The sequence below is a fragment of the Solibacillus sp. FSL W7-1436 genome (assembly GCF_038007305.1).
In the GTDB taxonomy this organism is placed as follows: Bacteria; Bacillota; Bacilli; order Bacillales_A; family Planococcaceae; genus Solibacillus.
Map to the genome: position 1 here is coordinate 1,505,001 of NZ_JBBOWV010000001.1, position 25,505 is coordinate 1,530,505.

A 25,505-nucleotide genomic window follows, 5' to 3' on the forward strand; every position below is an offset into this window, starting at 1 on the left:
TCAGGGTTAGTCGGGACCTAAGCCGAGGCCGATAGGCGTAGGCGATGGACAACAGGTTGATATTCCTGTACCACCTCCTCACCGTTTGAGAAATGGGGGGACGCAGTAGGATAGGGTAAGCACGCCGTTGGTTGCGCGTGTTCAAGCAGTAAGGCGTGTATGTAGGCAAATCCGCATACTATAACGTTGAGCTGTGATGACGAGCTCGTATGAGCGAAGTTCCTGATTTCACACTGCCAAGAAAAGCCTCTATCGAGGTGAGAGGTGCCCGTACCGCAAACCGACACAGGTAGTCGAGGAGAGAATCCTAAGGTGTGCGAGAGAACTCTCGTTAAGGAACTCGGCAAAATGACCCCGTAACTTCGGGAGAAGGGGTGCTTCTTTGGGTGCATAGCCTAGAGAAGCCGCAGTGAATAGGCCCAGGCGACTGTTTAGCAAAAACACAGGTCTCTGCAAAACCGTAAGGTGACGTATAGGGGCTGACGCCTGCCCGGTGCTGGAAGGTTAAGAGGAGCGGTTAGCGCAAGCGAAGCTGTGAATTGAAGCCCCAGTAAACGGCGGCCGTAACTATAACGGTCCTAAGGTAGCGAAATTCCTTGTCGGGTAAGTTCCGACCCGCACGAAAGGCGTAACGATCTGGGCACTGTCTCAACGAGAGACTCGGTGAAATTATAGTACCTGTGAAGATGCAGGTTACCCGCGACAGGACGGAAAGACCCCGTGGAGCTTTACTGTAGCCTGATATTGAATTTTGGTACAACTTGTACAGGATAGGTAGGAGCCAGAGATCTCGGAGCGCCAGCTTCGAAGGAGGCGTCGGTGGGATACTACCCTGGTTGTATTGAACTTCTAACCCATGCCCCTTAGCGGGGTAGGAGACAGTGTCAGGCGGACAGTTTGACTGGGGCGGTCGCCTCCTAAAGAGTAACGGAGGCGCCCAAAGGTTCCCTCAGAATGGTTGGAAATCATTCGTAGAGTGTAAAGGCATAAGGGAGCTTGACTGCGAGACCTACAAGTCGAGCAGGGTCGAAAGACGGGCTTAGTGATCCGGTGGTTCCGCATGGAAGGGCCATCGCTCAACGGATAAAAGCTACCCCGGGGATAACAGGCTTATCTCCCCCAAGAGTCCACATCGACGGGGAGGTTTGGCACCTCGATGTCGGCTCATCGCATCCTGGGGCTGTAGTCGGTCCCAAGGGTTGGGCTGTTCGCCCATTAAAGCGGTACGCGAGCTGGGTTCAGAACGTCGTGAGACAGTTCGGTCCCTATCCGTCGTGGGCGTAGGAAATTTGAGAGGAGCTGTCCTTAGTACGAGAGGACCGGGATGGACATACCGCTGGTGTACCAGTTGTCTTGCCAAAGGCATCGCTGGGTAGCTATGTATGGACGGGATAAGTGCTGAAAGCATCTAAGCATGAAGCCCCCCTCAAGATGAGATTTCCCATTACGCAAGTAAGTAAGACCCCTGAAAGACGATCAGGTAGATAGGTTCGAGGTGGAAGTGCGGCGACGCATGCAGCTGACGAATACTAATCGGTCGAGGACTTAACCACATTTTATTGCACAAATTCAATGAACCGTTTATCCAGTTTTGAAAGAATGAATCTTTCTAAAGGGTTTCAAGACACAGTAGTGTATTGGAAGCCGACAATAGTGAAGTGATGATGGCAAAGAGGTCACACCCGTTCCCATACCGAACACGGAAGTTAAGCTCTTTAGCGCCGATGGTAGTTGGGGGCTTCCCCCTGCGAGAGTAGGACGTCGCTTCGCACATGTAGAACCCACTGAGAAATCAGTGGGTTTTTTGTTTTCCTTTTATTGAATTTTAATTTATGCTTCCCCAGTTCAAATAATCCACCATATACTAAAACTCCAGAACTGCCCGTAAGTTATTGATATAGGACTGACTTACTGGTAACTCCACGCCATCATTCAGCTGTACAATAAAATTAGAAGTCAGATCACGCGAGATTTTTTTTATATAGCAAATATTTATAATATAGGAACGATGAATGCGAAGAAAGTTATTTGGTAGTCTTGTCTGTAATTCTTTAAGTGTAACGGCTGTTTTGTATTGTTCACCTTTGGAATAGAACCATGTCCGCTTTTGCAGACTTTCAATATGCGAAATTTGATCAATTGAAATCGGTACCCAATCTTCCATTTGTTTACCTGTTAAAAACTGATACATATCTGAACTTTTTACTTTAAATAAGGGGGGTAGGACGACAACTAAAGCACCTTGTTCACCGTTTACCAAAATCGGATAACCGATTGCATAATATGGGGTTTCAAAAAGTGTATTTTCCATAACAGCATCTATTTTTCGATTTGTTTGAAGTACTTTGTAAGCGATGCTGTCTTTCGGAACAGCAGATCCAACTTTCAAGGAAAAATGATGATGACCTGTACTGAAATAAATAAAGCTATTGTTTACTGCTATTGCAATCGACGCATCTTGAGGAATCCAATCTTCTAAAATAGTTTTATACTGATTTAAAATGCTTTTTTCGATCTCAATATTTTGTAATGACAATGCAAACCCACTCCTTCTGTATTATTGCCTAAATGATAATTCATCCTCCAAATATACCCATTCATCCTAAATTAAAGTTAATTTGTCAGAAAATAATGAAAAGTTAAACATTCTGTTATACATTATATTACATCAAGAGGTTCTGTTATGGAACAGTTAACTGCAAATTTTTCTAACAGAATATCTATACACAATGGGGAAGGTGGAAATTTATTATGTCAACTCGTCAAGAAAGAATCGAATCTTTACAAAAGGATTGGGCAGAAAACCCGCGCTGGAAAGGTATTGAGCGTGGTTATACAACAGAAGAGGTTGTAAAGTTACAAGGTTCATTTATCCAGGAGCAAACGTTAGCAAAACGAGGGTCTGCTCGTTTATGGAAGTCATTGCATGATGCGCCTTTCATCAATGCTTTAGGTGCTTTAACGGGGAATCAGGCAGTACAGCAAGTAAAGGCAGGTTTACAGGCGATCTACTTATCGGGGTGGCAAGTAGCAGCTGATGCAAACCTTTCTGGCCAAATGTATCCGGACCAATCTTTATATCCTGCAAACTCTGTACCAGCAGTAGTAAAACGTATTAACCAGGCGCTTCAACGTGCTGACCAAATTGACCATGCGGAGGGCCGCGATGATGGTTTTGACTGGTTTGCGCCGATTGTAGCAGATGCGGAAGCAGGATTTGGAGGACCATTAAATGTATTCGAGCTAGTTAAAGGAATGATTGAAGCGGGTGCAGCTGGTGTACATTTAGAAGACCAATTAGCTTCTGAGAAAAAGTGCGGACACTTAGGCGGGAAAGTATTATTACCAACGCAAAACGCTGTACGTAACTTAATTGCTGCACGTTTAGCTGCGGATGTGGCAGGCGTTGATACAATTTTAATCGCACGTACAGATGCAGATGCTGCTGACATGGTAACGTCTGATATTGACCCACGCGATGCAGAATTCTTAACGGGTGAACGTACTCCGGAAGGTTTCTACCGTACTAAACCAGGTATTAAGCAAGCCATTGCACGCGGTTTAGCTTATGCACCATATGCAGACTTAATCTGGTGTGAGACTTCTCACCCGTCATTAGAAGAAGCCCGTGAGTTTGCTGCTGCAATCCACGCTGAGTTCCCAGGAAAAATGTTAGCGTATAACTGCTCGCCTTCATTCAACTGGAAAGCTAAGTTATCAGATGAAGAGATTGCAGAGTATCAACGTGAGTTAGGTAAACTTGGATACAAGTTCCAATTCATTACACTTGCTGGTTTCCACAGCTTAAACTACTCAATGTTCGAGCTAGCGCATGACTATAAAGACAATGGTATGGCTGCTTACTCTAAACTGCAACAAGCTGAGTTTGCTGCTGAAAGTAAAGGTTACACTGCTACTCGTCACCAACGTGAAGTAGGAACTGGTTACTTTGATGAAGTATCACAAACTATTTCAGGTGGTACATCTTCGACAACTGCTATGTCCGGCTCTACAGAAACAGAGCAATTTGTATAAGATTGAGATTTAATAGGCAGTATTACGAAGAGAGTCGTAAACGGGGAACTGCTTATTCTGATTATCTTATTCCTTTTCTTCTATCGTACCGGTTCAAGTGACATTGGGGAATGTGCACTTAGTAAATAGACGTTATGCCGAAACGTTATTGAAAGAAACGCAGGGTGTTGAAGAGGAATAATTTCTTGAACTTGAACAGCTTGACTACTATGATATAAGCTAAATCGAATTGGAACGCGGTTTAGTAGGGAATGCCTCCCAACATATAAGGAAAACTAAGGGGTTTTAATAGATGAATGTCTTTTTAGCTTGGATGGGGCTAAAAAGGCATTTTCTATTTTAGAGAAATAAAGGAGTTCTAATGAAGTGTAGAGAATATTATATAGATAGAATATTTTTATTATTAAGAAAAGGGAGTCATACCAATGAAAAATAAAGAATTATTATTAGTACCAGGGCCGACACCGGTTATGGATGAAATTTATGACGCATTGGCAAGTGAAACGAGAGGCCATACCGACCCTCGTTTTGTAGAAACATTTAAAAACGCGCTTACTAATACGAAAAAGCTTTTTAATACAGACGGAGAAGTGTATGTAGTAGCAGGTTCAGGTACTTTGGCAATGGAAATGGCAATCGTAAATACTATTGCAAAAGGTGAACGTCTGCTAGTTATCAGCCATGGCTATTTTGGTGACCGTTTTACACCACTTGCTAAAGCTTTTGGAATTGAAGTTGATGTACTGCAGTCGACATGGGGTGAACGTGTAGACGCAAAGCTTGTTGAGGAAACGGTGAAGGCGAACAATTATAAAGCCGTAACAATTACACATGCGGATACATCTACTGGTGTTGTTTCAGACTTAGAGACGCTTGTTCCGATTATCAAAGCATCCGGTGCACTTGTCATTGTCGATGGTGTTGTCGCAACTGCAGCATTGCAAGAGGACATGAGTAAGGCTTACGGTGAAGAAGACTATAAAATTGATATTGTATTAACAGGATCCCAAAAGGCGATTGGTATTCCTCCAGGGCTGGCAATTGTTGCTTTCAGTCAGCAGGCATTGGCAGCCCGTGAACAGATCGGGACAGTGCCGGCCTATTATGCAGATATACATAATTGGCGCAATATTATGGATAACCCGGCAATGTACTTTGCGACGCCTCCGGTTAACTTAATTTACGCATATGATGTAGCATTAAATATTGTATTGGAAGAAGGTATGGAAAAACGTGAAGCGCGCCATATCGCATTTGGTAAAGCAATCCGTGCGGCACTGCGTACATACGGAATGACACCACTGGCTAATGAAGAAGTAGCAGCACCGACATTAAGCTGTATTTTATATCCTGAAGGTATTGAAGATGGCAAGTTCCGGGCAAGTCTGGCGGATCGCGGCATTATCGTAGCGGGTTCTTTAGCCCACTTGGCAGGAAAAGCATTCCGCATTGGACATATGGGGAATACGACGGCAGAAATGCTGGAGCAGGCAATTGTTGCGATTGGTGAAGCATTACAAGAGCAACAGCTGCAAGTCGATATTGAAAAGGCAAAAAGCGTATTTGCTCAAGAAATAGAAGCAATAGCAGTACAAAGCTAAAAAACACCTGGCAATGACCGGGGAAATATTTACGAAAAAGGGAACGGTGCAATTTATGAACGTTCCCTTTTTTATATCCGGCGTTAATTATATTCCGGCTCGATGAATAGCGTTCAAGTAAAATGTTTTTTGTAAATATCTATAAAGGAGCATGCAAAATGGAGCAAGTGATTGTTATGATTCCGGCATTGAACCCTCTACCGGCCCTTCTTCAATTTGTCAGGAAATTGAGTGCCTTGCCGGTTTCCCGTATTATTGTCATCAATGATGGCAGTGAAGAAAAATATAATGGTCTGTTTGAACAATTACTGCAAGAAGGCTGCGAAGTATTAACACATGATAAAAACATGGGAAAAGGCCGTGCACTTAAAACCGGAATGGAGTATATACTGAAATCCCGATTGCGGGCAAAGGGAATTATTACGGTAGGAGCACATGGCCAGCATTCGGTATTGGATGTTGAGCAGGTGTTATCAAGTACGAAAATTTTTTCGGATGGGATTATATTAGGCATCCGTGATTTCAAAGATTCAGAATACCCATTCATTAGTAAACTGCAAAACCGTGCCTATTCGATGGTGTTTGAGCTGTTTATCCATAAACGTCTGCTCGATATCCAAACAGGATTACGCTATATTCCAAGAGTACATCTTTCATGGCTTTATAAAGTTAAGGGAGAGTCTTATCACTATGATACGAACATGCTCATTGAGGCGATAAGGCGAAAAGTTCCTGTCTACGAGGTGCCGATCGGTCATGCAAAGCTCCGGAAAAATTCAATTATCTATTATGATGAAGTATTGAATCCGACAAAAATATTTCAGCAGCTATGGTTGAACTTCTTACATAAAAGACAGAATACGAAATGAATCTTTTCTTATTGTAAAACCGTATAGGATTACGAGTAGCATATTTGAGGAATAATAAAGTAATAGCAAAGAAGGGAGCATACGTATGAGCGAACAATATAACTTCGATAAAATGATTGAAGGCCAAGACCAACATTATTCAGATAAAAAATTCCTGCATAAAATGAAAAAATTCGGTGGAGGTTTAGGTTATAAAGCAATGCAGGCAGCTGCTACACTTTACGTTGCCTTGCGTAGTCCGGACATGCCTAAATCCAGTAAACTTGTTGTTTTAGGGGCGCTCGGGTACTTCATTTTGCCTTTCGATTTAGTAGTCGATTTTCTCCCGTTAGTCGGTTTGACGGATGATGCATTTATCATTTTAACGGCGCTGGGAAAAGTATATTTGTCAATTACAGATGAGATGAAGGATGAAGCAAAAGAGTTAATCGATTCTAAGCTTGGAAGTCAGGATGGCGTAGAACAATAAAAAGAGAATCCCCTTTAAGCAAATGATGCTGAAGGGGATTTTTTATGTTTACTTTACAGACTGGGCACCGTTTAATTCTCGTAATCCTCGATTAAAAATAGCTTCAATCGGTTTCTCATCGCATAACTTTAATGTTATATTAGGATGTGTTTTTTGGAGCTGTACAGTTATTAGTTCAACCAGTCCGGGATTATTTTTTAGAATCCCGCCATTTAAAAACAAGATATGGTCTTTATTTGAATAGCCCGCATTTTTTAATGTTGTTGCCGCCAGTAAAACGAGCTCATCTGCTGCTTTTTGCATAATTTTCTGTGCAACAGCATCTCCCATTTCGACCGCCTGTTTTAAATAGGTACTGAAGCTGGCCAATCGGGCATTCGTATAATCCGCTGAATAAATAAGGTTGAATAATTCATCTGTGCTTTCAACTTGATGCCCTGCTAAAACAAGCTCTGTTAGTGCGGTCGGCTTGTTGCGTCCATCAGCAGCGCGGAAAATCGCCTTCGCTATATGTTTTCCGATCCAGTAACCGCTTCCTTCATCGCCGATCCGGTGTCCCCAGCCGCCTCCACGGCTGATCTTGTCGTTCATAAGACTATAGCAAATAGCCCCTGTACCTGAAATAAGAAGGCTTATATCGTTCTTTCCTAGTCCTTTTAAAGTTGCTTCAACATCATTTTCTATTAGAATTTGACCGAATGTGAAAGGGGAACGGGCGATACTTTCCTCTATAATTTCCTCGATAACCTTTTTATCCTGATCGGTATCAATGCCGGAAAGTGCAAAGATGGCCACATCAATAAAAAGCCCCGGTAAATGGGCTGCTGCACTCCTAAGCAGGCCGGTAAATACATGTTGGACATGTTCGATTCCTGCAGCCTGGTAATTCGATCCTGTGGAAGTTGCGGTAAATAGTTCACGCCCATCTGTAGAACGAATGGTCATTATTGTTTTTGATGCACCACCATCAACGGCTAATACATAACGTTTACTCATTTTCCGTCCACCCCTTTAAAATTTGTTCCAATTGATTTTCGGCTTTTAAAATCGCCTCTGTTTTTTCTCTTAGCCAATTTTCAAGATGGACTGTATCATCTTGTGCCTGTTTAAGCGACTTTCGCATCGTTGCAGGTGCTGGCCCACCCTTTAATGTACGTATATTAACGAAGTACTCCGGCTGGATCGCCTGGTAAAAGGCGATTTCATTAATTTGAAGCGGCTTACCTGTAACTTCCAGGCATTTCTCGTTTGCCAATTTCCATGTCAGGCTTGCGAGTGAATCTTTATTATTTGCCATCAGTTCTTTCACACATAGGCTGACGATTTTATGTGACTGGCGAAATGAAATACCCTCGGAGCGTACGAGGGAATCGGCAAGCTCTGTTACGTTGGCAAAGCTGTTTTGCGCACGTTTCAGCAAGTTTTCCTTATTCACATCCATCGTGAGGATCATCCCTGCAAATAGCTTATATATACCGACTAGCCGGTCGATTGCCCGCCATAAATAAGGTTGCATATCATCTTCTGTATCAACAATATCCCCAAACGGTGTATTATGGACCATCTGCAGTACGGTTGCCGCATCTCCGACAACCGATGAGAGCAGCGAACGGGTGTGCTCGATGGAAACGGGGTTGCGCTTTTGAGGCATAATGGAGCTGATCTGGACATATGGACTGGCAAGCTTAAAAGCATTGAATTCCTGTGTTGCCCATAGTAAAAAGTCCTGCGATGTGCGGCCTAAATTGAGGGCAGCGAGCTGTACGATGCTGGCCGCTTCTGCGATATAGTCGGCACCGGCAACCGCATCCCAAGCATTTTCGATTAAGTCATCAAAAGCCAGCAATTCCTGCACCCGTTCGCGGCTGATCGGAAACCCTGTAGTTGTCAAAGCCGCCGCGCCCATACTGCTGCGGTTAATCGTATTATATGCGGCCTGCATTCGTTTATAGTCCCTTGTCAGCTGGTCAATGACAGCCTTTAAATAATGGGCAAACGTTGTCGGCTGTGCCTGCTGTGTATGTGTATAGCCAATCATGATTGTCTCTACATGCTCTTCGGCAAAGACAAGCAGCGACTGGCGTAAATTCAAAAGTTCCTGCATGAGCGTGAGCATTTTTTTACGAAGGGTCATACGGTAAATGGCGATTCCCATATCGTTTCTGCTGCGTCCAATATGTAAATTTCCGGATATATCGCCTCCGAGTTCTATTAGCTTGTTTTCAATGCGGAAAAATAAATCTTCAAATTGCGGGCTGTAATCGCGGGTTTTGTAATATTCCAGATCAAGTTTTCGAATTGCCTGACCGATGCGGCGTGCATTTTCTGGGGTAACCAATTCCTGTTCTTCAAGCATCTTTAAATGGGCAACATGAATTTGAAGCATCGCATCCAAAAAATGTTTGCGTGCCTCATCATAGGCTGGCTGTAAAACCATTTGACGATAGCTATTGGAAGGAAATAAAATTCCTTCTTTTTCATTTATTAGATTGCGGTAATTCTGAAAGAACATGTTGAATGGGCCTCCAATCAAATGATAGAAACTAGTACCTGATAATTTCATTCTACAATTATTAGAAAATTTTATCAATTCAAATAAATTAGTTGAACTTTATGTGAAATACAAAAGAAGCAGCTGTCCTAAAATTAGGACAGCTGCTGTGTTTGATCGATAATACGCACTTTTCTTGAAGCGAAATAGGATGGTAATACCATACCGAACAGTACAAGGACGATACCGCAAACTTGGAGAAGTGTTAAATTTTCATTTAATACAATGACAGATACTGTAATTGCTACAGGCAGCTCCATTGCACTTAAAATTGGGACAAGTGCTCCTCCGACTTTTGGAGCAGCAATTGAAAACAGTAAGATCGGTAAAATAATACCGAAGAGCCCGAGTGCCAGACCAAATTTCCAAAGACCGCCAGTCAATTGACCGTTCCATACAATTTCAGGCGATAAAAAGATAGAAACGATGATCAGTGATACGACAGATAAAATAAATGTACGTCCGATCGTCGTCACTCCTTCAACAGGCTGAGCGTTAAATTGCATAAATGCAGCAAAAGTAAAGGCAGCAAGTAACCCTAGTGCCCATCCTTGCCATGCGATTTGCGATAAATCTACATCAATTACACCGGCTGCAAAAATCGTACCTACAAATAAAAATACTAATGAAATTAATTCAATGCGTGTTGGCAGGCGTCTTTTCAGGAAGCAGTCCATGAACAACCCGATCCATGTGAATTGGAACAACATAACAACTGCCAATGATGCAGGCAGATAATTAAGGGACTGACCGTAAAAAATACCGGTAACTGCTGTACATATTCCGGCTAAAATTAAAGTAATCGTACCTTTCCTTGTCAGCCTCGGTAATGTGCGTTGTGTTACAACGAAGAGCACAAGTGCAAGTAAAAATCCAACGAAATATTGGCTTGTCACGGCTTCTGATGATGTATAGCCGTGCTGCATCGCAACTTTTACAATTGTCGATAATATTCCGTAACTACTAGCCGCTATTATGATTAAAAGCGGGTAAATCCAGTTTTGTTTCATTCAGTGTTTCTTCCTATTCTAAAGCGACTTCACCATATGATGAAATGGCTCATTAATTATTGTCCAGCTTTCAATTGTACGATAACCTATTTTTTCGTACAAGCGTTGTGCATCATGTTTCTCCAGTTCCACATTTAGAGAAATTTTTTCATAGCCAAGCTCCTTGCCTTTTTGTTCGGCAAATTGCAATAGGAGCGTGCCAATTCCAAGACCGCGCGCTTTTTTCGAAACACAAAGGGTATCGATGTAATACTCATCCATATGCGCTTCGATATCCAGTATCGTCTCAATTCCTTTTTTTGCTAGCTGCTGTTCAAGCTGTCGATCGAGCTTGTACCCGAGACGGCCATCATAAAGCACGACAATACCAACTATTTCACCTTGTTGTTCCGCTACAAACGTATTCAAATAGCTGTGTCGATTTGTCGTTTCTGTGACATACTGTTCTAAAGCAGCTAAAATCTGTGGAATGTCTTCTTCACCAGTCAAATTGTTTGCAATGTCTCCGATTGCGTCATAAATTAAAGGTGCGACAGCTTTCGCGTCATTTCGATCTGCTTGCCGAATGGTAATGGTCATCACAATCAACTCCTTACCGAACAAAGTATAACAGAAAATAAATTCATTCGCGAAGAAAGCATTAGTTTCAGAATAGTATAAAGTTTTATAAATATATCTTTTCTATGGTAAATTAGTAAGAACATACAACGTCGGAGGTTAGACAATTAATGAGCCAAATAGACAAAGAATTCATCTTAGTTTATGGAGATGCATTCGTTGATTATATTGCAAATGATCAGACCAATACTTCATTTACGAAGTATTTAGGTGGCGCAACTATCAATGTTGCAGCAGGGATTAGTCGTATTGGGGCACCGTCAGCACTTATTACAATTACAGGCGATGACGAAACATCGGAGTTTTGCCGTCAAGAGATTACAAAAGAAGGTGTGAATCTTGATTTCGCTGTATTTGATGCGAAGAAGCGTGTAAGTGGTGTATATGTGCATTTAACAGATAAATGTGAACGAGTATTTAAAGATTATGTCGATGAGACACCGAATTTACAAGTAACACCTGAACAGTTACAGGAGGAAGCATTCAAACGTGCTTCAATTTTAAATGTTTGTTCAGGAACGATGTTTGAAGAAACAGCATTAAAAACAACACGTGCTGCAGTGGATATGGCGAAGGATAAAGGCGCGATCATTGCAATCGATGCGAATATCCGTCCTCTTCGTTGGGAATCCGAAGAAATCTGCCGTGAGACGATCACTTCATTCTTTGAAGATGCCGATATTTTAAAGCTTACTGATGAGGAATTATATTTCCTTACAGAAACAACAACGATTGAAGAAGGTCTTCAAAAATTGGATGAGCTGTTAGTACCGATCGTGCTGGTTACAGTTGGTGCTGATGGAGCTTATGCCGTGTTAAACGGTGAAGTAACACATGTACCTGTTGAACGAGTTGTTCCGGTTGATACAACAGGCGCGGGCGATGCGTTTATGGCAGGTGTACTACGTTATGTTCATTTCAACGGTTTACCTACAGTAAAAGAAGATTTAGTCAGCTGTGTCGCATTCGGCAACAAGCTGGGCGCAATGGCCGCAACTAAAGCAGGTGCATTAACGGCACTGCCAAGCTACGAAGAAATTAAGCATTTAATAAAATAAATTTTATATAGAGCAAGCCGTCTCCATGTTGGGGGCGGTTTTTTGTATTGTTTGCGGTAGTGGGTGGATGCGGTTGCGGTTATTAGAAGATTGCGGCCGTTTATTAGAAGAAGTCGGATGGTTATTAGAACAAGTGACGGGTTTATTAGAAGGTGAGTAAGAATTGGGGGAAGCGGGGTTTCATTTAGTGATGAAGAGTGAGAAAAGAAGGGCGTTTTAATTTTTATTAGAACAATGATCCGGGATATTAGAAAAAGTCGGAGCGATATTAGAAGATGAAGTTCCCATATTAGAACAATGCAACCGGATATTAGAACAATGAACGGATATATTAGAAAATCACAACATTATTAGAACAAATGAAAATATATTAGAACTTTCGCCCTATATATTAGAACATCGAACCCTGCAAAACCTCGTCCAAACCATCAAACGAAACCATCAGTTGACAAAATCTCCTTTACGAAAGAATTAGTCGCTATTAAACAGCCAACATTCTTTTTATAATAAGTGTAAGAGGTGAGGGGGATGACGAATTTTCAATTTGCGGCCATTTTTACAGAGCGCCGCAAGCAGCTGCAAGTGACACAGGAAGAAATTGCACGGCATGTCGGTGTATCAAGGGCAGCTGTTTCAAAGTGGGAGAAGGGGCAAAGCTATCCGGATATCGCACTGTTGCCGAAGCTTGCAACGTTTTTCAATATCTCAATTGATGCGCTGCTCGGTTATGAGCCGCAATTGACGGATGAACGAATTTTAAAAATGTATGCGGAATTGGCACAGCGCTTTTCAAAGGAGCCGTTTGCTGAAGTGGATGCAGCAATCGATCAGCTCATTGAAGAATATTATAGTTGCTTCCCTTTTTTATTGAAGATGGCGCAGCTTTACATCAATTACTTTAATCTCGCACAGGAAAAAGAAGTCGTTGCGGACAAAATCCAGGATCTTTGTAAACGTGTGAAGGAGTTCAGCGGAAATTACCGGTTAAATAACGAAGCGAATTTACTGGAGGCATATACGTATATTTTAAAAGGGGAACCTCAGCATGTGCTCGAACTATTAGGGGAGGATGCCGAAGTTCAGCTTGGGACTGAGCAGCTTATCGCTACGGCTCAAATGATGCTTGGCAATATAGAAAAGGCGAAGGAAATTCATCAGGTCAATATGTATCAGCATCTGCAGTATATGATAACGAATGCGAATGAAGCACTTGGCTTGGAAATCGGAAATGTCCCGTATTTTGAACAGTCGGTAAGCAGGATTGAAACGGTAATCAATACTTTTCATTTAGATAAACTGAATTTAAACAACACACTGCTATTTTATTTAAAAGCAGCGAGCGGCTATGCAACGCAAAATAATATAGATGAAGCAATTCGCTGTATTGAGCGCTACGTGAAAGTTTGTACACAAATCAAATTTCCGCTTCAACTTACAGGAGACGAATATTTTTATTTGCTGGACGGCTGGATTGCAAAGGAAGTTATGTTGAGCACACAGACACCAAGGGATGAGGAATCAATCAAAAAATCAATTTATGAAAGTATTGCCGAGAATCCGATGCTGGCAAGTGTTCAAAATGATTCACGTTATAGAAGTTTACTCGTCAATTTAAAACATCATTTAAAAATTTAAGGGGGATTTAAAATGGATCAATTATCGAATATTCCTTGGGGACTCATTGCGCCGTTATTAGTATTGCAGTTTGTGCTTGCGGCGGTTGCCATCGTGGATATTGTGCGCAGTTATGAAACGCGCGGACCGAAATGGGTATGGATACTCGTATCACTGTTTGTTAATACAATTGGACCGATCGCCTATTTTCTGTTCGGACGGAAAAGCCAATGATCTGTATTGAAGTGAATGGTCTCACAAAGCGGTTTGGTGCAAAAAAAGTAGTGGATGATTTATCGTTCACTTTGCCCGTGCATACATCTACAGCGCTGATCGGTCCGAATGGCGCAGGGAAAACGACGGCACTTTCGATGCTTTCCAATATACTGGAGCCGACAAGCGGCAATATTATTATGCCGGATGTAAAGGATGTGCGCAGTGCAATCGGATTTTTGCCGCAATATCCCCAATACTATTCCTGGCTGACGGCCCTTGAATATATGGAGATGGTCGCTAATTTAAGCGGTCTTGAAAAGCGTTCATTAAAAAGTGAATGCAAAAAGATGCTGGAATTTGTAGGTTTGCAGGATGCGATGAATAAAAAAACCGAGACATTTTCAGGAGGTATGAAGCAGCGTTTAGGTATTGCCCAGGCAATAGTTCATAAACCAAAACTCCTGCTGCTGGATGAACCGGTATCTGCACTTGATCCGGTTGGACGTCGGGAAGTGATGAATTTATTGAAGGAAGTACAGCAGAAAACGACGATTTTGTATTCAACACATATTTTGAATGATGCCGAGGAAATGACCGATCAGCTGCTGTTTTTACGGGACGGCAAACTTGTCGAACAAGGGTCACTGACAGAGGTGAAGAAAAAGTTTGAGGAGCCGCGCTATAAAATAACGTTCATAAATGCGGAAGAGGCGCGGCAGTTTGCAAGTCAGTCTACATTAGGAGCTGTTGCTGAAGGAATGGCGGCATATGTGGAAATTTCAGATGAACACCCGTCGATGCAACAGCTGCTTAAGCAATTGGCGGTATTACCATATGAAGTTGTAAAAGTGGAGCGGGAAACGGCAAGCCTGGAAGAAATCTTTATGAAGGTGGCGGGGAAGCATGCAGCAATTTAAAGCATTACTTTTAAAAGAATGGCGTGAAAGTGTTCGCAGCTTTAAAATTTTGTGGATTCCGCTCGTGTTTATACTGCTCGGAATTAGTGATCCGCTCATGAATTACTTTATGGAAGATATTTTACAGGCGGTCGGCAATATGCCCGAAGGATTTATGATGACAATGCCTGAATTTCAGCCGGCTGATCTGCTAATTGCATCAACCGGTCAGTTTCAGACAATTGGACTGCTAGTACTCATTACTGCCTATATCGGATCTGTTAGCCGGGAACGCCAAAATGGTACTGCGACCCTTCTCTATGTCCGTCCGATGTCTTTTACGGCATTGTTTTTCAGTAAATGGATTGTTGCAAGCACAATTGCGGTCATCAGTGCAATGGCGGGGTATGCGGGGAGCATGTATTATACGGTACTGCTATACGGGACGGTTGATTTAGCGAAGTTTTTGGCAATGCTCGGTACGTACTGTATATGGTTACTGTTTGTTATGGCACTAACTGTTGCTATGAGTGCAGCGTTCCAAACATCGGTCGCTGCTGCTGTTACAATTATTCTCATACCGGTTGGCCTGCTTATTGATACAATAATCGGCAGCTTTTGGAGTATTACACCATGGAAGCTTGCGAAGTACGGAACAGGACTTCTTACCGACAGCGTATTGATGGAAAATTACTGGTATACACTACTTGTTGTTCTCATTCTAATTATTGCAGTAGTGCTGATCGGTATTCAAATGAGCAAGAAGAATATTCGGTATTTAAAAGTATAAATAGTAAGCAGAAATCATTGTCCTTCAATCGATTTCTGCTTTTTTGTATTAACTTCCAGGAAAATTAGGAATATAATGAGAGTTAATTGTTTTTTCTTCTAATTTAGGAAGGTGGACTAGCATTTTTTATACTGATATACAGCGATCCGTTTTCTAAAATTTGCGCATAATAAACTTTATTAATGTCATGAATATTTTTCTTTGCTAATTTTTTTCGGAGCCAGTCTTCCGTAAGCTGAAGTTCAGTTAAATTTTTTTGAATAATTCGGCCATCTGTAATCAATTCCATTGGCAAGTATTGCGGGGCAGGAGCAGATACTGATACATCTTCTGTTGTTGCGGTCCGGGCAAGCGGCTTTTTCAGGACACTCAGTTCTCCATTTGTTTCAAAAACGGCATACTGTACTTCATCAAATGAAAAAATACTCTGTTCACGCAACAGCATAGCAAGCTCGTCTGGATGAAGCCGCGCTTTTCTTAATTCATTATTTAATATGACACCATTATTAATGACAATTTGCGGTTTATCGTCAAAAAGGACACGTGCTTTTTCTGATCTGAATGAAATATAGCTGACGGCAACTGTTAAAACAGTCCATACTACTAATGAAACGATGCCGTCTAAAAAAGGGGTTTCCACTTGAGTCGAGATTTCGGCAGCAATCGAACCAAATGTAATTCCCGTTGCATAGTGGAAGAAAGTGAGCTGACTCACTTGCTTTTTACCGATGATACGGGCGAGTATTAAAATTGCGAAAAATGCAAAGCTTGCACGTAAAATCATTTCGCCAAGGTTCAGTTCCATGATAATCCCTCCTTTTAAACGGTAGTATGAATAAAAAGCGATAAACTATGCACTTTAATAAATTCATGAAAAGCGAAAGGTGAAGAGGAAAATTTAAAATTACAGCGTATGGCTGAGTTGGAAAACGTGTGAAGTGAAATTGATCTAGCAGAAAGAATGTGAAAAAATGTCGACTACAACAGTAAAACAATCAAACCCTGTCTATCCCATCATGGTGTCCATTGGGGTATGTCACTTAATCAATGATACGATGCAGGCGGTTATACCGGCAATGTTCCCATTACTGGAACGTGATTTAGGATTAACGTTTACGCAGCTTGGTATGATTTCATTTGTACTGAATATGGTTGCGAGTCTGCTGCAGCCGGCCGTCGGATTTATGACAGATAAAAAACCATTTCCATATGCTTTACCGCTTGGGATGGTGAGCTCGTTTATCGGGCTGGCAATGCTCATATTATCGGGCGAGTACTGGATGATTTTAGTGTCGGTCCTATTTCTGGGACTTGGTTCAGCCATTTTCCACCCGGAAGGTTCACGCGTATCGTTTATGGCGGCAGGTAATAAGCGAGGCTTGGCTCAGTCCATCTATCAGGTGGGGGGCAATAGCGGACAGGCATTAGCCCCATTGCTAAGCGCATTCATCATTTTGCCATTCGGGATGTACGGTGTTTCCGTTATTCTTATTTTTACATCGATCGGTATCTTTTTATTAACGAAAATATCAATGTGGTACAAACGTCAGCTCGAAGCCGAAAAGAGATCAAAAATCAAAAAAATGCTTATCTCGTCCTTGCCGCCTTTAACGAAAAAACAGGTGGGAATGGCTTTACTCGTGCTGCTGTTCATTATATTTGCCCGTTCGTTTTACGTTACGAACATAACAAGTTTCTATGTCTTCTATTTATCGGAACAGTATGGGATGAGTGTTGAGCGCGGTCAGCTGTTTATCTTTATCTTCATGGCAGTTGGAGTTGTAGGTACATTTTTTGGTGGTCCATTATCAGATCGCTTCGGTCGGAAAAATATTATATTGCTGTCGGTAATCGCACCGATTCCGTTTTGCCTGGCACTCCCGTATGTTCCGCTGCCGGCTGTAATGATTTTACTCATTATTATCGGACTTTTGATTATGGTCAGCTTTACAGTGACTGTTGTATATGCACAGGAACTTGTCCCATCAAAAATCGGTACAATGGCCGGTTTAACAGTTGGTGTTGCATTTGGAATGGGCGCAATCGGCTCGGTAGTAATCGGGATGCTTATAGATAAAATGGGAATTCACTTCACAATGAATGCGATATCGGTACTGACATTATTATTACTTGTAGCATTTTTCCTGCCGCGTGATCGTGTAGGGGGATAGGAAAATAAAAGAACTTCGGATTTTTATGTCCGAAGTTCTTTTTTAATAATCCTCCACCAAAATATACGTCATTTTCACCGGACCGTGTACGCCGACGACCAGGTTCATTTCGATATCTGCGGAGTTGCTTGGTCCTGTAATGAAATTAATACAGGAGGAGACATGTGACTGCTCCCGTAAAAACTGTGCAGCTTGTGTCATGCGGGGAACGATGCTGCTTTTCGGTATAATGGCAATCGAATTTTCAGGCAAAAATGAGAGCGTCCGGCCAACTTCCGGTGATGCCTGAAGCATAATCGTGCCGGATTCCGCCAATGTCACGTTGCTGATTACGACACCAACGTTCGCCTGTTCAGCAAATTCGATATTTTGTTTACCGTTTGCAGCTTGCCACTTTAAATGCTCATATTGTTCAAAAACCGGTAACACATTCAATGCCCTATACCGCGGATCATTACTGCAAATTACACGCCCGCCACCATAGTCTGCAATTGTTTCATTTAATATTTCAGGCAACTGCTGCTGAGTGCATTTTTTTAATGTAGTGTGGATGTTCAAGCATTGTTCTCTCAAAACTTCAATCAGTTCATCCATTGAAGCATCCTTCAATACTTCGTGTTGAGGGAGGTGCTTCCAGTTTCGCTCCGGTTTTGTTAAAGAAGGAGCGGATCTGCCAAGACGAGCAGCGATTGTTTGTAAAAAAGGTTCTCGATTTTGGATCACTTGGATTTGCCTCCTTTGTTATGTTGTTCAAACCAGTCGCGGAAACGTTCTTTTTGCACGGAAGGAAAATCACGATACGCTGTCCAGTTTTTCAGAGGACCAGGACCATTTGTAATTTTCTCGTTTTTCGTGAACGGCTTCATAACGGTTGAAGCTACTTTAGTGCCCAATTGATAGATTGATTGTGAAGAAGTGCCCTTCCCAAATGCCTGCATTAGCAAACTTTCACTAATCGGGGCACGGCCTTCCTGTTCAACGATCACTTCCCGATGTTTATGAAGGAGTTGATGCAATGGAATTTTCACTGGGCATACATCCGTGCATGCGCCACATAAAGTGGAAGCGTAAGGCAGCTCTTTATAATCATCATAACCACCCAATAACGGTGATAACACGGCACCAATCGGACCTGAGTAAATAGATCCGTAAGTATGGCCACCGACATGACGGTAAACAGGGCATGTATTAATACATGCGGCACAGCGGATGCACTGTAAAATCGACTGGAATTTGCCGCCTAAAATCGAGGAACGTCCATTGTCGACAATGACTAAATGAAATTCTTCGGGACCATCGACTTCGAGCGCTTCTTTTATCCCTGTCAGCACTGTAATATAGCTCGTCAACTTCTGGCCAACCGCGCTGCGTGTCAGCATACCAACGAGAACTTCCATTTCCTCGAATGTTGGAACTAGACGCTCCATTCCCATGACGGAAATTTGTGTTTTCGGTAAGGCTGTTACTAAATCAGCATTCCCTTCATTCGTTACTAAACAAACAGAACCTGTTTCGGCAACGGCAAAATTGCATCCTGTAATACCGATATCCGCCGATAAATAATGATCCCGTAAAACTTTGCGGGCATGCAGTGCCAGTTCCTCAGGCTTGGAGGAAGCCGTATAGCCAATTTTTTGTTCAAATACTTCCAGAATCTGATCTTTATTTTTATGAAGTGCCGGTGTCACAATATGAGAAGGCGGGTCATGGTCATCAAGCTGTAAAATATATTCGCCTAAATCGGTTTCGATCACTTCACATCCGAGTTGTTCCAGGTGGGAATTTAAATTGATTTCTTCGGTTACCATCGATTTTGCTTTCACTATCTTCTTGGCATTCTTTTGTTTGGCAATAGTAGAGATATATTCGGTAGCTTCTTCTGCAGTTTGAGCAAAAAATACATGCCCGCCCCGCGCTTCAACGTTTGTACTCAATTCATGTAAATAGTAATCGAGGTTTTCCAATACATGCTGCCGGATTTCTTCTCCATGATTGCGCCATTCTTCCCAATCTAAAGGGTCAACAGCAGCACTCCGTCTTGTTTGAAAACGATGTTGTGCTCCGGCTACAGCACCACGCATAAAATCATTTTCCAAGTTGGTAGTAAGACGTTCATTAAATTTTTGCTGACTGATTTTCATCGCCATTTGAAACACATCCTCTCTATTGGCGGCTATTCAATATTTCTGCGATATGCATTGTTTTAATGTCAATGTTCTTCCGGTCAATCCGTCCTCCGATATTCATGAGGCAGCCCGCATCGGCACCTATTAAATAATGGACAGCAATCTGCTCGGCGGAAGCAATCTTTTCATCTACCATTTGTTCGGAAATCGGTCCCATTTTAATAGAGAAAGTTCCGCCGAAGCCGCAGCAATTTTCTTTTAAAGGCATTTCCAGCAGTTCAAGGCCTTCTACATTCTGAAGCAATGTGAGAGGAGCCTGCTGCACTTTCAATAAACGCGTCATATGACAGGAAGGGTGATAAGTAGCCGTTCCGTTCAGTTTTGCTCCAACATTCTCGATTTTAAGTACATCGACAATAAATTGTGTCAGTTCATATGTCTTGTCTGCAATTCGTTGTGCCTTTTCCTGCCAAATCGGTTCATCTTTAAAAATATGAACATATTCTTTCAGCATGTATGCACAAGAACCTGATGGACAGACGATAACTTCTGCATCTTCGAATACTTGAATAGTATTTTTCATCGTTTCTTTAGAAGCTTTTACATAGCCGCTATTATAGGCTGGCTGACCGCAACAAGTTTGCCCTTTTGGAAAACTTACTGTACAACCTAAGCGTTCCAGCAGCTCAACCGTATTTTTTCCGATATTACTTTGAACCATATCGACTAAACATGTAGCGAATAATGATACATTCATCCAATCCCCCCTGTTTCATTAAATTTACAACTTTCTGATAATTAAGTCAACAGGTCATCTGATGACTTAGGAAATAAGTATTTAAAGAGAATAATTCTGTCTTAAAACATTATTGATTGAAAAGTAATGATTCGACGGTCTCCAGGTGTTTTGCCATCGCCTTTTTAGCCAGTACATCATCTGCATTCAACAATGCATTGTAAATTGCGGTATGTTCTTCGTGTAAATTGTATAAAGCAGCATGGTCTGTTGTTGATAAAAGAGAACGCGTATGCTGGATTTGGCGTGCAATCGGCTTTGAAACACTTTGCAGCATCGAAACGAGTAGAGGGTTATCTGCTGCTTCAGCGATGACTGCATGGAATCGCATATCGGCGTTACTGCTTGCCTCAGGATCGATAAGGGCGTCGTTCATTTTATTGAGTGCTTCTTCTAATTGTTCAAGCTGACGAGCTGTTCTGCGTTTTGCAGCATTTTTGATCAGACCTAATTCCAAAATTTTTCGTACTTCAAATATTTGCTGTAAATCCTGCTGGGAAAAGGAGACGTATGTGGGAATATTCAATGAAATATCCTGTGCTGTTACTTTGCGGATATAAGTTCCTTCACCTTGGCGGATTTCGATAATGCCACGTGCCTGAAGAGCAGTCAAAGCTTCACGAATTGCAGAGCGGCCAACTTCAAAGTTTTTGGCAAGCTGTTCAACTGAATCCAATTTATCGCCAGGTGAAATTTCCCCGTTCATAATTTTTTGTTCAATAATATCGGCTATTTGTTCATAGAGCTTCTTTGTTTTTGGGACTTCAAATTTCATATTAAAAATCCTTTCCTATTGTATAAATTCTAAAAAAAGCTGTTCCAATAACTTGGAAACAGCTTTCGTATTAAGGTTTTAATGATGTAAAACGATCTTTAGGGAGAATTTCAGGGTTGTTAACAGTACCTTCTGTTATATCAGCCTCTAAAAGTTTCCCGTTATAATTGAACTTGAATATACCATTATCGAAGTCTGTCCCGATTTCCTTAAAGAAAATCCCTTCAAGAGCCACAATTTTAGGGCAAGTAAACACGACTTTATAGTAATCATTTTCCTGGATTAAATAAGCACGAACACCTTTTTCATAAACATCGATCAGTTCATCCTCAGAAGGACGCTTTACCGATACTATATGAAAATCGACGAATGGTACTTCTTTTAAGAGAACATTTAAGAAAGAACCTTTTGTGATTTCCTCCCAACGGCTTTGAGCACTTTGACCCACGATAATTTGCGTGATATTAAAGTCCATTGCAATTTCTTTAATCACTTTATGGAATGGACGCTTTTCATTATCTTTTACAATGAATTGTTCTACTTCCAACTCATCAGTAAGTTCTTTCCATTGTTCGATATAGCCGGATTTTTCCGCATCAAATGCGTCAAGCGGCTTTGAATCAACAGTCAACACATATAATGGGCAGTCAAGTAATGTAGCAAGCTTGTGTCCTCGGCGAATTAAACGCTCACCATTTTGTCCGTAATATACACAAACCAAAATACTTTCGTCTAATCGGCCTTTAACATGTTTCATTTTATTTCGCACCTCTTTTTCTTATCCTATAATAATGAATTGAATCCGAATATATTTTGAGAAATTAAGCATAATTGAGATAAAACGAAGGCTATTACAGTGCAATGCACCCATTATTATTGTATACTTATTTCTATGATGCATATTTATATTCAGTAAATTTTTTGTTATATTTTTGCTTTTGTAATTTTTATTAAATTACTCTTGTTTGAAAATATATTCCCCATATGCCACATTATTATGAAGATAGTTATATAGATAGTCAAGTGTGATCGTTCGAATGCCGAACTTTACATATTTTTTGGCTGAATCGGTTAGGAGGTTATTGCTTTTGGTTATTGCTTTTTCGATTATGCTTCCGTTTCTTGCTGCAGCATTAATCCCGTTAATATACAGGAGATTTAAGAATATACATTTAGGTTGGTTCGTGCTAATAATCCCTGTTGCATTATTTTCGCTTTTAGCTACATATATCCCTCGAATTGCCAATGGCGAAGTGTTCAAAAAAACAATCGAGTGGATCCCCTCTTTCGGTATTAATATTACTACTTATTTAGACGGCTTGAGTATGATTTTTGGCTTACTCATTACTGGGGTAGGCAGTTTAGTAATACTTTACTCAATTTTCTATTTATCAACGAAAGAATCATTACATCATTTCTATTGCTACTTACTATTATTTATGGGCGCGATGTTGGGCGTCGTCTTTTCGGATAACTTAATGGTGCTTTATGTATTCTGGGAATTAACGAGCGTATCGTCATTCCTGTTAATTGCATTCTGGCATCATCGTAAAGCATCTCGTGCAGGCGCAAGGAAAGCAATGACTATAACCGTTTCTGGTGGTGTTGCGATGCTCGCTGGTTTTTTAATGTTATATGTTGCATCCGGAACGTTTAGTATTCGCGAAATTATTGCGAATTTGGATGTCGTGCAATCGAGCGTTTATTTTGTACCGGCAATGTGTCTTGTACTTTTAGGTGCGTTTACAAAGTCAGCACAGTTCCCGTTCCATATTTGGCTGCCGGATGCGATGGAAGCACCGACACCTGTTTCCGCCTATTTACACTCTGCAACGATGGTAAAAGCGGGCATTTACTTAGTAGCTCGTACAACACCGATTTTTGGCGGGCATGAAGTATGGTTTTGGGCAGTGAGCGGGGTAGGTCTGCTAACGTTATTCTGGGGCTCCTTCAATGCCGTCCGCCAGTATGATTTAAAGGCACTGCTAGCATACTCCACAATTAGTCAGCTTGGATTGATTATGTCTTTATTCGGTCTTGGTTCTGCAGCACTGCATTTTGGTTATTCAACACAGTCGGTAATTTATACTCAGGCTACTTTTGCTGCATTATTCCATTTAATCAACCACTCGACATTTAAAGGCGCGCTCTTTATGATGGTCGGAATCGTCGACCATGAAGTAGGAACACGTGATATTCGTCGATTAGGCGGATTGATGTCGTTAATGCCATTTACTTTCACGATTGCCGTAATCGGAAGTGCCTCAATGGCAGGTTTACCACCATTCAATGGCTTTTTAAGTAAGGAAATGTTCTTTACAGCAACATTAAAAATTACACAGCTTGATATTTTCTCACTTGATAGTATCGGCCTTTTATTCCCGATTATCGCCTGGGTGGCAAGTATTTTTACGTTTATTTACTGTGTCATTATCGTCATGCGTACATTCTTCGGGAAAATACAGCCGGATCGTTTGGAAAAGCCGCCACATGAAGCGCCATTTGGTATGTTAATTTCACCATTTATTTTAGTGGCTTTCGTTATTGGAATTTTTATATTCCCAAATGTTTTGGGACATTATATTTTGAGTCCGGCTATGGCAAGCATTTATCCAATGTTTCCTTCGGCAGAGGAATTGACGCCTCATATCGCAGCTTGGCATGGTTATATTAGTACGGAGCTTATTATGACGTTTGGTGTCATTGTTGTAGGTGTTTTCTTATACCGTACATTAAAAAAATGGCGTCCAGTCTATCAGTTAATTCCGCAAAGTTTTACATTAAATGCGATTTATGAACGTGTCATTAATTCAAGTGAGGGTGTATCAGGACGTGTAACAAACCGTTATATGAACGGTAATTTAACTTATTATTTCGTATATATATATGTGTTTTTTGTAACCCTGCTGGCAGGGTATATGATTTATGCGGACGTATTCAGCTGGGATCCTTCGAAAGATTCGGTGATCGAGCCTTATGAATTAGTTCTTGTTTTTGTTATGATTGCGGCTGCAATTGCAATTATTTTTGCAAAGCAGCGTATTACAGTCGTGCTGTTGAACGGGGTACTCGGTTATTCTGTTGCCTTTTTCTTCGTTGTATTCAGAGCTCCTGATTTGGCGCTCACACAGCTTGTCGTTGAATCGGTCACAACAGCGCTGTTCTTACTATCATTCAAATATTTACCGAAGCTTAAAAATGAGTATATTTCGAAAAGCTGGCGTTTTGCGAAGGTTACAATTTCGATTGCGGTCGGTGCAACCGTGACACTGATCGGATTAGCTGTAATGAATTACGATCGTTTTGAGCCAATCTCGAAATACTTTGAGGATTCGTATGATCTGGCAGGCGGGAAAAATATCGTCAACACGATTTTAGGCGATTTCCGTGCATTTGATACGATGCTTGAAGTAGTTGTACTTTTCATTGCAGGTCTTGGCGTCTACACACTTATTAAGCTTAAGGCGAAAAAGGGGGATGCAGACGTTGAAAGTAAATGATGTTATTTTAAAATCAGTCGTACGAGGCGTTGTGTTCATCGTCTTTACGCTTGGTATGTATTTATTTTTTGCAGGACATAATGCTCCGGGCGGCGGATTCATCGGCGGATTAGTGCTTGGCTCGGGGATTGTCCTGCTATATTTGACGTATGACATTGAAACCGTGCATAAAGGAATGCCGTTCGATTTTAAAAAAGTTGCTGCAATCGGTGTATTGCTGGCGACAGGTTCGGCCATTGCCTCAGTTTTCTTTGACGTACCATTTTTAACACAGACAGATGGCTATTATAATCTCCCGTTAATAGGAGAAAAGCATTTGTCGACTGTTACGATTTTTGAAGCAGGTGTCGCATTGACGGTTGTCGGTACACTCGTAACGATTATTTTAAATATAAGTGAGGATGAATAGT

General features: G+C 41.5%; 23 protein-coding genes and 2 rRNA genes (1 of these 25 only partly in view). 14 read left to right on the forward strand and 11 right to left on the reverse strand.

Annotation, left to right across the window (positions count from 1 at the left end; translation table 11 throughout):
* A 23S ribosomal RNA gene (locus tag MKX73_RS07585) occupies positions 1-1,553 on the forward strand (it extends 1,376 nt beyond the left edge of the window).
* 101 nt (positions 1,554-1,654) lie between these two features.
* A 5S ribosomal RNA gene (gene rrf / locus MKX73_RS07590) occupies positions 1,655-1,770 on the forward strand.
* 94 nt (positions 1,771-1,864) lie between these two features.
* Here the strand turns inward: rrf and MKX73_RS07595 are convergent.
* Positions 1,865-2,536, reverse strand: coding sequence for a LytTR family DNA-binding domain-containing protein (locus MKX73_RS07595; RefSeq protein ID WP_340716916.1), 672 nt, complete (start codon positions 2,534-2,536; stop codon positions 1,865-1,867).
* A gap of 215 nt (positions 2,537-2,751) precedes the next feature.
* Here MKX73_RS07595 and aceA point away from each other — a divergent pair, with 215 nt between their 5' ends.
* The 4 genes from aceA (at position 2,752) to MKX73_RS07615 (ending at position 6,974) form a co-directional block, all read left to right on the forward strand.
* Positions 2,752-4,035, forward strand: a complete 1,284-nt coding sequence (aceA, locus tag MKX73_RS07600; RefSeq protein ID WP_340716917.1) for an isocitrate lyase — start codon at positions 2,752-2,754, stop codon at positions 4,033-4,035.
* Between the two features lie 425 nt (positions 4,036-4,460).
* Positions 4,461-5,636 carry a pyridoxal-phosphate-dependent aminotransferase family protein gene (locus tag MKX73_RS07605; RefSeq protein WP_340716918.1) on the forward strand — a complete coding sequence of 392 codons (1,176 nt, stop codon included), beginning with the start codon at positions 4,461-4,463 and terminating at the stop codon, positions 5,634-5,636.
* 158 nt (positions 5,637-5,794) lie between these two features.
* Entirely contained in the window at positions 5,795-6,505 is a 711-nt protein-coding gene (locus MKX73_RS07610; protein WP_340716919.1) for a glycosyltransferase, read from the forward strand.
* An 85-nt stretch (positions 6,506-6,590) separates the two neighbouring features.
* Positions 6,591-6,974, forward strand: coding sequence for a YkvA family protein (locus MKX73_RS07615; RefSeq protein ID WP_340716920.1), 384 nt, complete (start codon positions 6,591-6,593; stop codon positions 6,972-6,974).
* Positions 6,975-7,022: 48 nt separating this feature from the next.
* Here the strand turns inward: MKX73_RS07615 and MKX73_RS07620 are convergent, their stop codons facing one another.
* The 4 genes from MKX73_RS07620 to MKX73_RS07635 all read right to left on the reverse strand — a co-directional run bounded on the left by MKX73_RS07620 (position 7,023) and on the right by MKX73_RS07635 (position 11,114).
* The gene (locus MKX73_RS07620) at positions 7,023-7,970 is read right to left on the reverse strand and encodes an N-acetylglucosamine kinase (RefSeq protein WP_340716921.1); all 948 of its coding nucleotides are present in this window, start codon (positions 7,968-7,970) and stop codon (positions 7,023-7,025) included.
* Positions 7,963-9,486: an argininosuccinate lyase gene (gene argH / locus MKX73_RS07625; protein ID WP_340716922.1), complete on the reverse strand. Its 1,524-nt coding sequence runs from the start codon at positions 9,484-9,486 to the stop codon at positions 7,963-7,965. Before argH ends, MKX73_RS07620 begins: the two co-directional genes overlap by 8 nt.
* Before the next feature lie 134 nt (positions 9,487-9,620).
* A complete protein-coding gene (locus MKX73_RS07630) occupies positions 9,621-10,535 on the reverse strand; it encodes an EamA family transporter (RefSeq protein WP_340716923.1) in 915 nt (304 codons plus the stop codon).
* A gap of 18 nt (positions 10,536-10,553) precedes the next feature.
* Positions 10,554-11,114 carry a GNAT family N-acetyltransferase gene (locus MKX73_RS07635; RefSeq protein ID WP_340716924.1) on the reverse strand — a complete coding sequence of 187 codons (561 nt, stop codon included), beginning with the start codon at positions 11,112-11,114 and terminating at the stop codon, positions 10,554-10,556.
* A gap of 149 nt (positions 11,115-11,263) precedes the next feature.
* On the opposite strand from MKX73_RS07635, the gene MKX73_RS07640 reads away from it, so the two are divergent.
* From MKX73_RS07640 to MKX73_RS07660, 5 genes are all read left to right on the forward strand, one after another.
* On the forward strand, positions 11,264-12,211 hold the full coding sequence (locus tag MKX73_RS07640; protein WP_340716925.1) for a carbohydrate kinase family protein: 948 nt from the start codon (positions 11,264-11,266) through the stop codon (positions 12,209-12,211).
* Between the two features lie 528 nt (positions 12,212-12,739).
* Complete coding sequence (locus MKX73_RS07645) at positions 12,740-13,846, forward strand: helix-turn-helix domain-containing protein (RefSeq protein ID WP_340716926.1); 1,107 nt, start codon at positions 12,740-12,742, stop codon at positions 13,844-13,846.
* A 12-nt stretch (positions 13,847-13,858) separates the two neighbouring features.
* On the forward strand, positions 13,859-14,059 hold the full coding sequence (locus MKX73_RS07650; RefSeq protein ID WP_340716927.1) for a PLD nuclease N-terminal domain-containing protein: 201 nt from the start codon (positions 13,859-13,861) through the stop codon (positions 14,057-14,059).
* Positions 14,056-14,958 (forward strand): ABC transporter ATP-binding protein, encoded by a 903-nt coding sequence (locus MKX73_RS07655; protein WP_340716928.1) that lies wholly within the window; start codon positions 14,056-14,058, stop codon positions 14,956-14,958. Before MKX73_RS07650 ends, MKX73_RS07655 begins: the two co-directional genes overlap by 4 nt.
* A complete protein-coding gene (locus MKX73_RS07660) occupies positions 14,945-15,727 on the forward strand; it encodes an ABC transporter permease (RefSeq protein WP_340716929.1) in 783 nt (260 codons plus the stop codon). Before MKX73_RS07655 ends, MKX73_RS07660 begins: the two co-directional genes overlap by 14 nt.
* A 103-nt stretch (positions 15,728-15,830) precedes the next feature.
* Here MKX73_RS07660 and MKX73_RS07665 read toward each other — a convergent pair whose 3' ends face one another.
* The gene (locus tag MKX73_RS07665; protein ID WP_340718864.1) at positions 15,831-16,511 is read right to left on the reverse strand and encodes a DUF421 domain-containing protein; all 681 of its coding nucleotides are present in this window, start codon (positions 16,509-16,511) and stop codon (positions 15,831-15,833) included.
* A 187-nt stretch (positions 16,512-16,698) separates the two neighbouring features.
* Between MKX73_RS07665 and MKX73_RS07670 the strand changes: the two genes are divergently transcribed.
* Positions 16,699-17,898 carry an MFS transporter gene (locus tag MKX73_RS07670; RefSeq protein ID WP_340716930.1) on the forward strand — a complete coding sequence of 400 codons (1,200 nt, stop codon included), beginning with the start codon at positions 16,699-16,701 and terminating at the stop codon, positions 17,896-17,898.
* Positions 17,899-17,940: 42 nt separating this feature from the next.
* Here MKX73_RS07670 and MKX73_RS07675 read toward each other — a convergent pair whose 3' ends face one another.
* From MKX73_RS07675 to MKX73_RS07695, 5 genes are all read right to left on the reverse strand, one after another.
* On the reverse strand, positions 17,941-18,621 hold the full coding sequence (locus tag MKX73_RS07675) for a LutC/YkgG family protein (protein WP_340716931.1): 681 nt from the start codon (positions 18,619-18,621) through the stop codon (positions 17,941-17,943).
* Positions 18,618-20,045, reverse strand: a complete 1,428-nt coding sequence (locus MKX73_RS07680; RefSeq protein WP_340716932.1) for a LutB/LldF family L-lactate oxidation iron-sulfur protein — start codon at positions 20,043-20,045, stop codon at positions 18,618-18,620. Before MKX73_RS07680 ends, MKX73_RS07675 begins: the two co-directional genes overlap by 4 nt.
* 16 nt (positions 20,046-20,061) lie before the next feature.
* Positions 20,062-20,781, reverse strand: a complete 720-nt coding sequence (locus tag MKX73_RS07685; RefSeq protein ID WP_340716933.1) for a (Fe-S)-binding protein — start codon at positions 20,779-20,781, stop codon at positions 20,062-20,064.
* Positions 20,782-20,890: 109 nt separating this feature from the next.
* A complete protein-coding gene (locus tag MKX73_RS07690) occupies positions 20,891-21,595 on the reverse strand; it encodes a FadR/GntR family transcriptional regulator (protein WP_340716934.1) in 705 nt (234 codons plus the stop codon).
* A gap of 70 nt (positions 21,596-21,665) precedes the next feature.
* Positions 21,666-22,352 (reverse strand): histidine kinase, encoded by a 687-nt coding sequence (locus MKX73_RS07695; RefSeq protein ID WP_340716935.1) that lies wholly within the window; start codon positions 22,350-22,352, stop codon positions 21,666-21,668.
* A 331-nt stretch (positions 22,353-22,683) separates the two neighbouring features.
* Between MKX73_RS07695 and MKX73_RS07700 the strand changes: the two genes are divergently transcribed.
* Positions 22,684-25,095 carry a Na+/H+ antiporter subunit A gene (locus MKX73_RS07700; protein WP_340716936.1) on the forward strand — a complete coding sequence of 804 codons (2,412 nt, stop codon included), beginning with the start codon at positions 22,684-22,686 and terminating at the stop codon, positions 25,093-25,095.
* Positions 25,082-25,504, forward strand: a complete 423-nt coding sequence (locus MKX73_RS07705; RefSeq protein ID WP_340716937.1) for a Na(+)/H(+) antiporter subunit B — start codon at positions 25,082-25,084, stop codon at positions 25,502-25,504. Before MKX73_RS07700 ends, MKX73_RS07705 begins: the two co-directional genes overlap by 14 nt.
* The last annotated feature ends 1 nt before the right edge of the window (position 25,505 follow it).

Excerpts from the sequence above, each read along its gene's own strand:
- aceA (WP_340716917.1), top strand. The coding sequence starts at position 2,752 with ATGTCAACTCGTCAAGAAAGAATCGAATCTTTACAAAAGGATTGGGCA.
- MKX73_RS07605 (WP_340716918.1), top strand. The coding sequence starts at position 4,461 with ATGAAAAATAAAGAATTATTATTAGTACCAGGGCCGACACCGGTTATG.
- MKX73_RS07610 (WP_340716919.1), top strand. The coding sequence starts at position 5,795 with ATGGAGCAAGTGATTGTTATGATTCCGGCATTGAACCCTCTACCGGCC.
- MKX73_RS07615 (WP_340716920.1), top strand. The coding sequence starts at position 6,591 with ATGAGCGAACAATATAACTTCGATAAAATGATTGAAGGCCAAGACCAA.
- MKX73_RS07620 (WP_340716921.1), bottom strand. The coding sequence starts at position 7,970 with ATGAGTAAACGTTATGTATTAGCCGTTGATGGTGGTGCATCAAAAACA.
- argH (WP_340716922.1), bottom strand. The coding sequence starts at position 9,486 with ATGTTCTTTCAGAATTACCGCAATCTAATAAATGAAAAAGAAGGAATT.
- MKX73_RS07630 (WP_340716923.1), bottom strand. The coding sequence starts at position 10,535 with ATGAAACAAAACTGGATTTACCCGCTTTTAATCATAATAGCGGCTAGT.
- MKX73_RS07635 (WP_340716924.1), bottom strand. The coding sequence starts at position 11,114 with ATGACCATTACCATTCGGCAAGCAGATCGAAATGACGCGAAAGCTGTC.
- MKX73_RS07640 (WP_340716925.1), top strand. The coding sequence starts at position 11,264 with ATGAGCCAAATAGACAAAGAATTCATCTTAGTTTATGGAGATGCATTC.
- MKX73_RS07645 (WP_340716926.1), top strand. The coding sequence starts at position 12,740 with ATGACGAATTTTCAATTTGCGGCCATTTTTACAGAGCGCCGCAAGCAG.
- MKX73_RS07650 (WP_340716927.1), top strand. The coding sequence starts at position 13,859 with ATGGATCAATTATCGAATATTCCTTGGGGACTCATTGCGCCGTTATTA.
- MKX73_RS07655 (WP_340716928.1), top strand. The coding sequence starts at position 14,056 with ATGATCTGTATTGAAGTGAATGGTCTCACAAAGCGGTTTGGTGCAAAA.
- MKX73_RS07660 (WP_340716929.1), top strand. The coding sequence starts at position 14,945 with ATGCAGCAATTTAAAGCATTACTTTTAAAAGAATGGCGTGAAAGTGTT.
- MKX73_RS07665 (WP_340718864.1), bottom strand. The coding sequence starts at position 16,511 with ATGATTTTACGTGCAAGCTTTGCATTTTTCGCAATTTTAATACTCGCC.
- MKX73_RS07670 (WP_340716930.1), top strand. The coding sequence starts at position 16,699 with ATGTCGACTACAACAGTAAAACAATCAAACCCTGTCTATCCCATCATG.
- MKX73_RS07680 (WP_340716932.1), bottom strand. The coding sequence starts at position 20,045 with ATGGCGATGAAAATCAGTCAGCAAAAATTTAATGAACGTCTTACTACC.
- MKX73_RS07685 (WP_340716933.1), bottom strand. The coding sequence starts at position 20,781 with ATGAATGTATCATTATTCGCTACATGTTTAGTCGATATGGTTCAAAGT.
- MKX73_RS07690 (WP_340716934.1), bottom strand. The coding sequence starts at position 21,595 with ATGAAATTTGAAGTCCCAAAAACAAAGAAGCTCTATGAACAAATAGCC.
- MKX73_RS07695 (WP_340716935.1), bottom strand. The coding sequence starts at position 22,352 with ATGAAACATGTTAAAGGCCGATTAGACGAAAGTATTTTGGTTTGTGTA.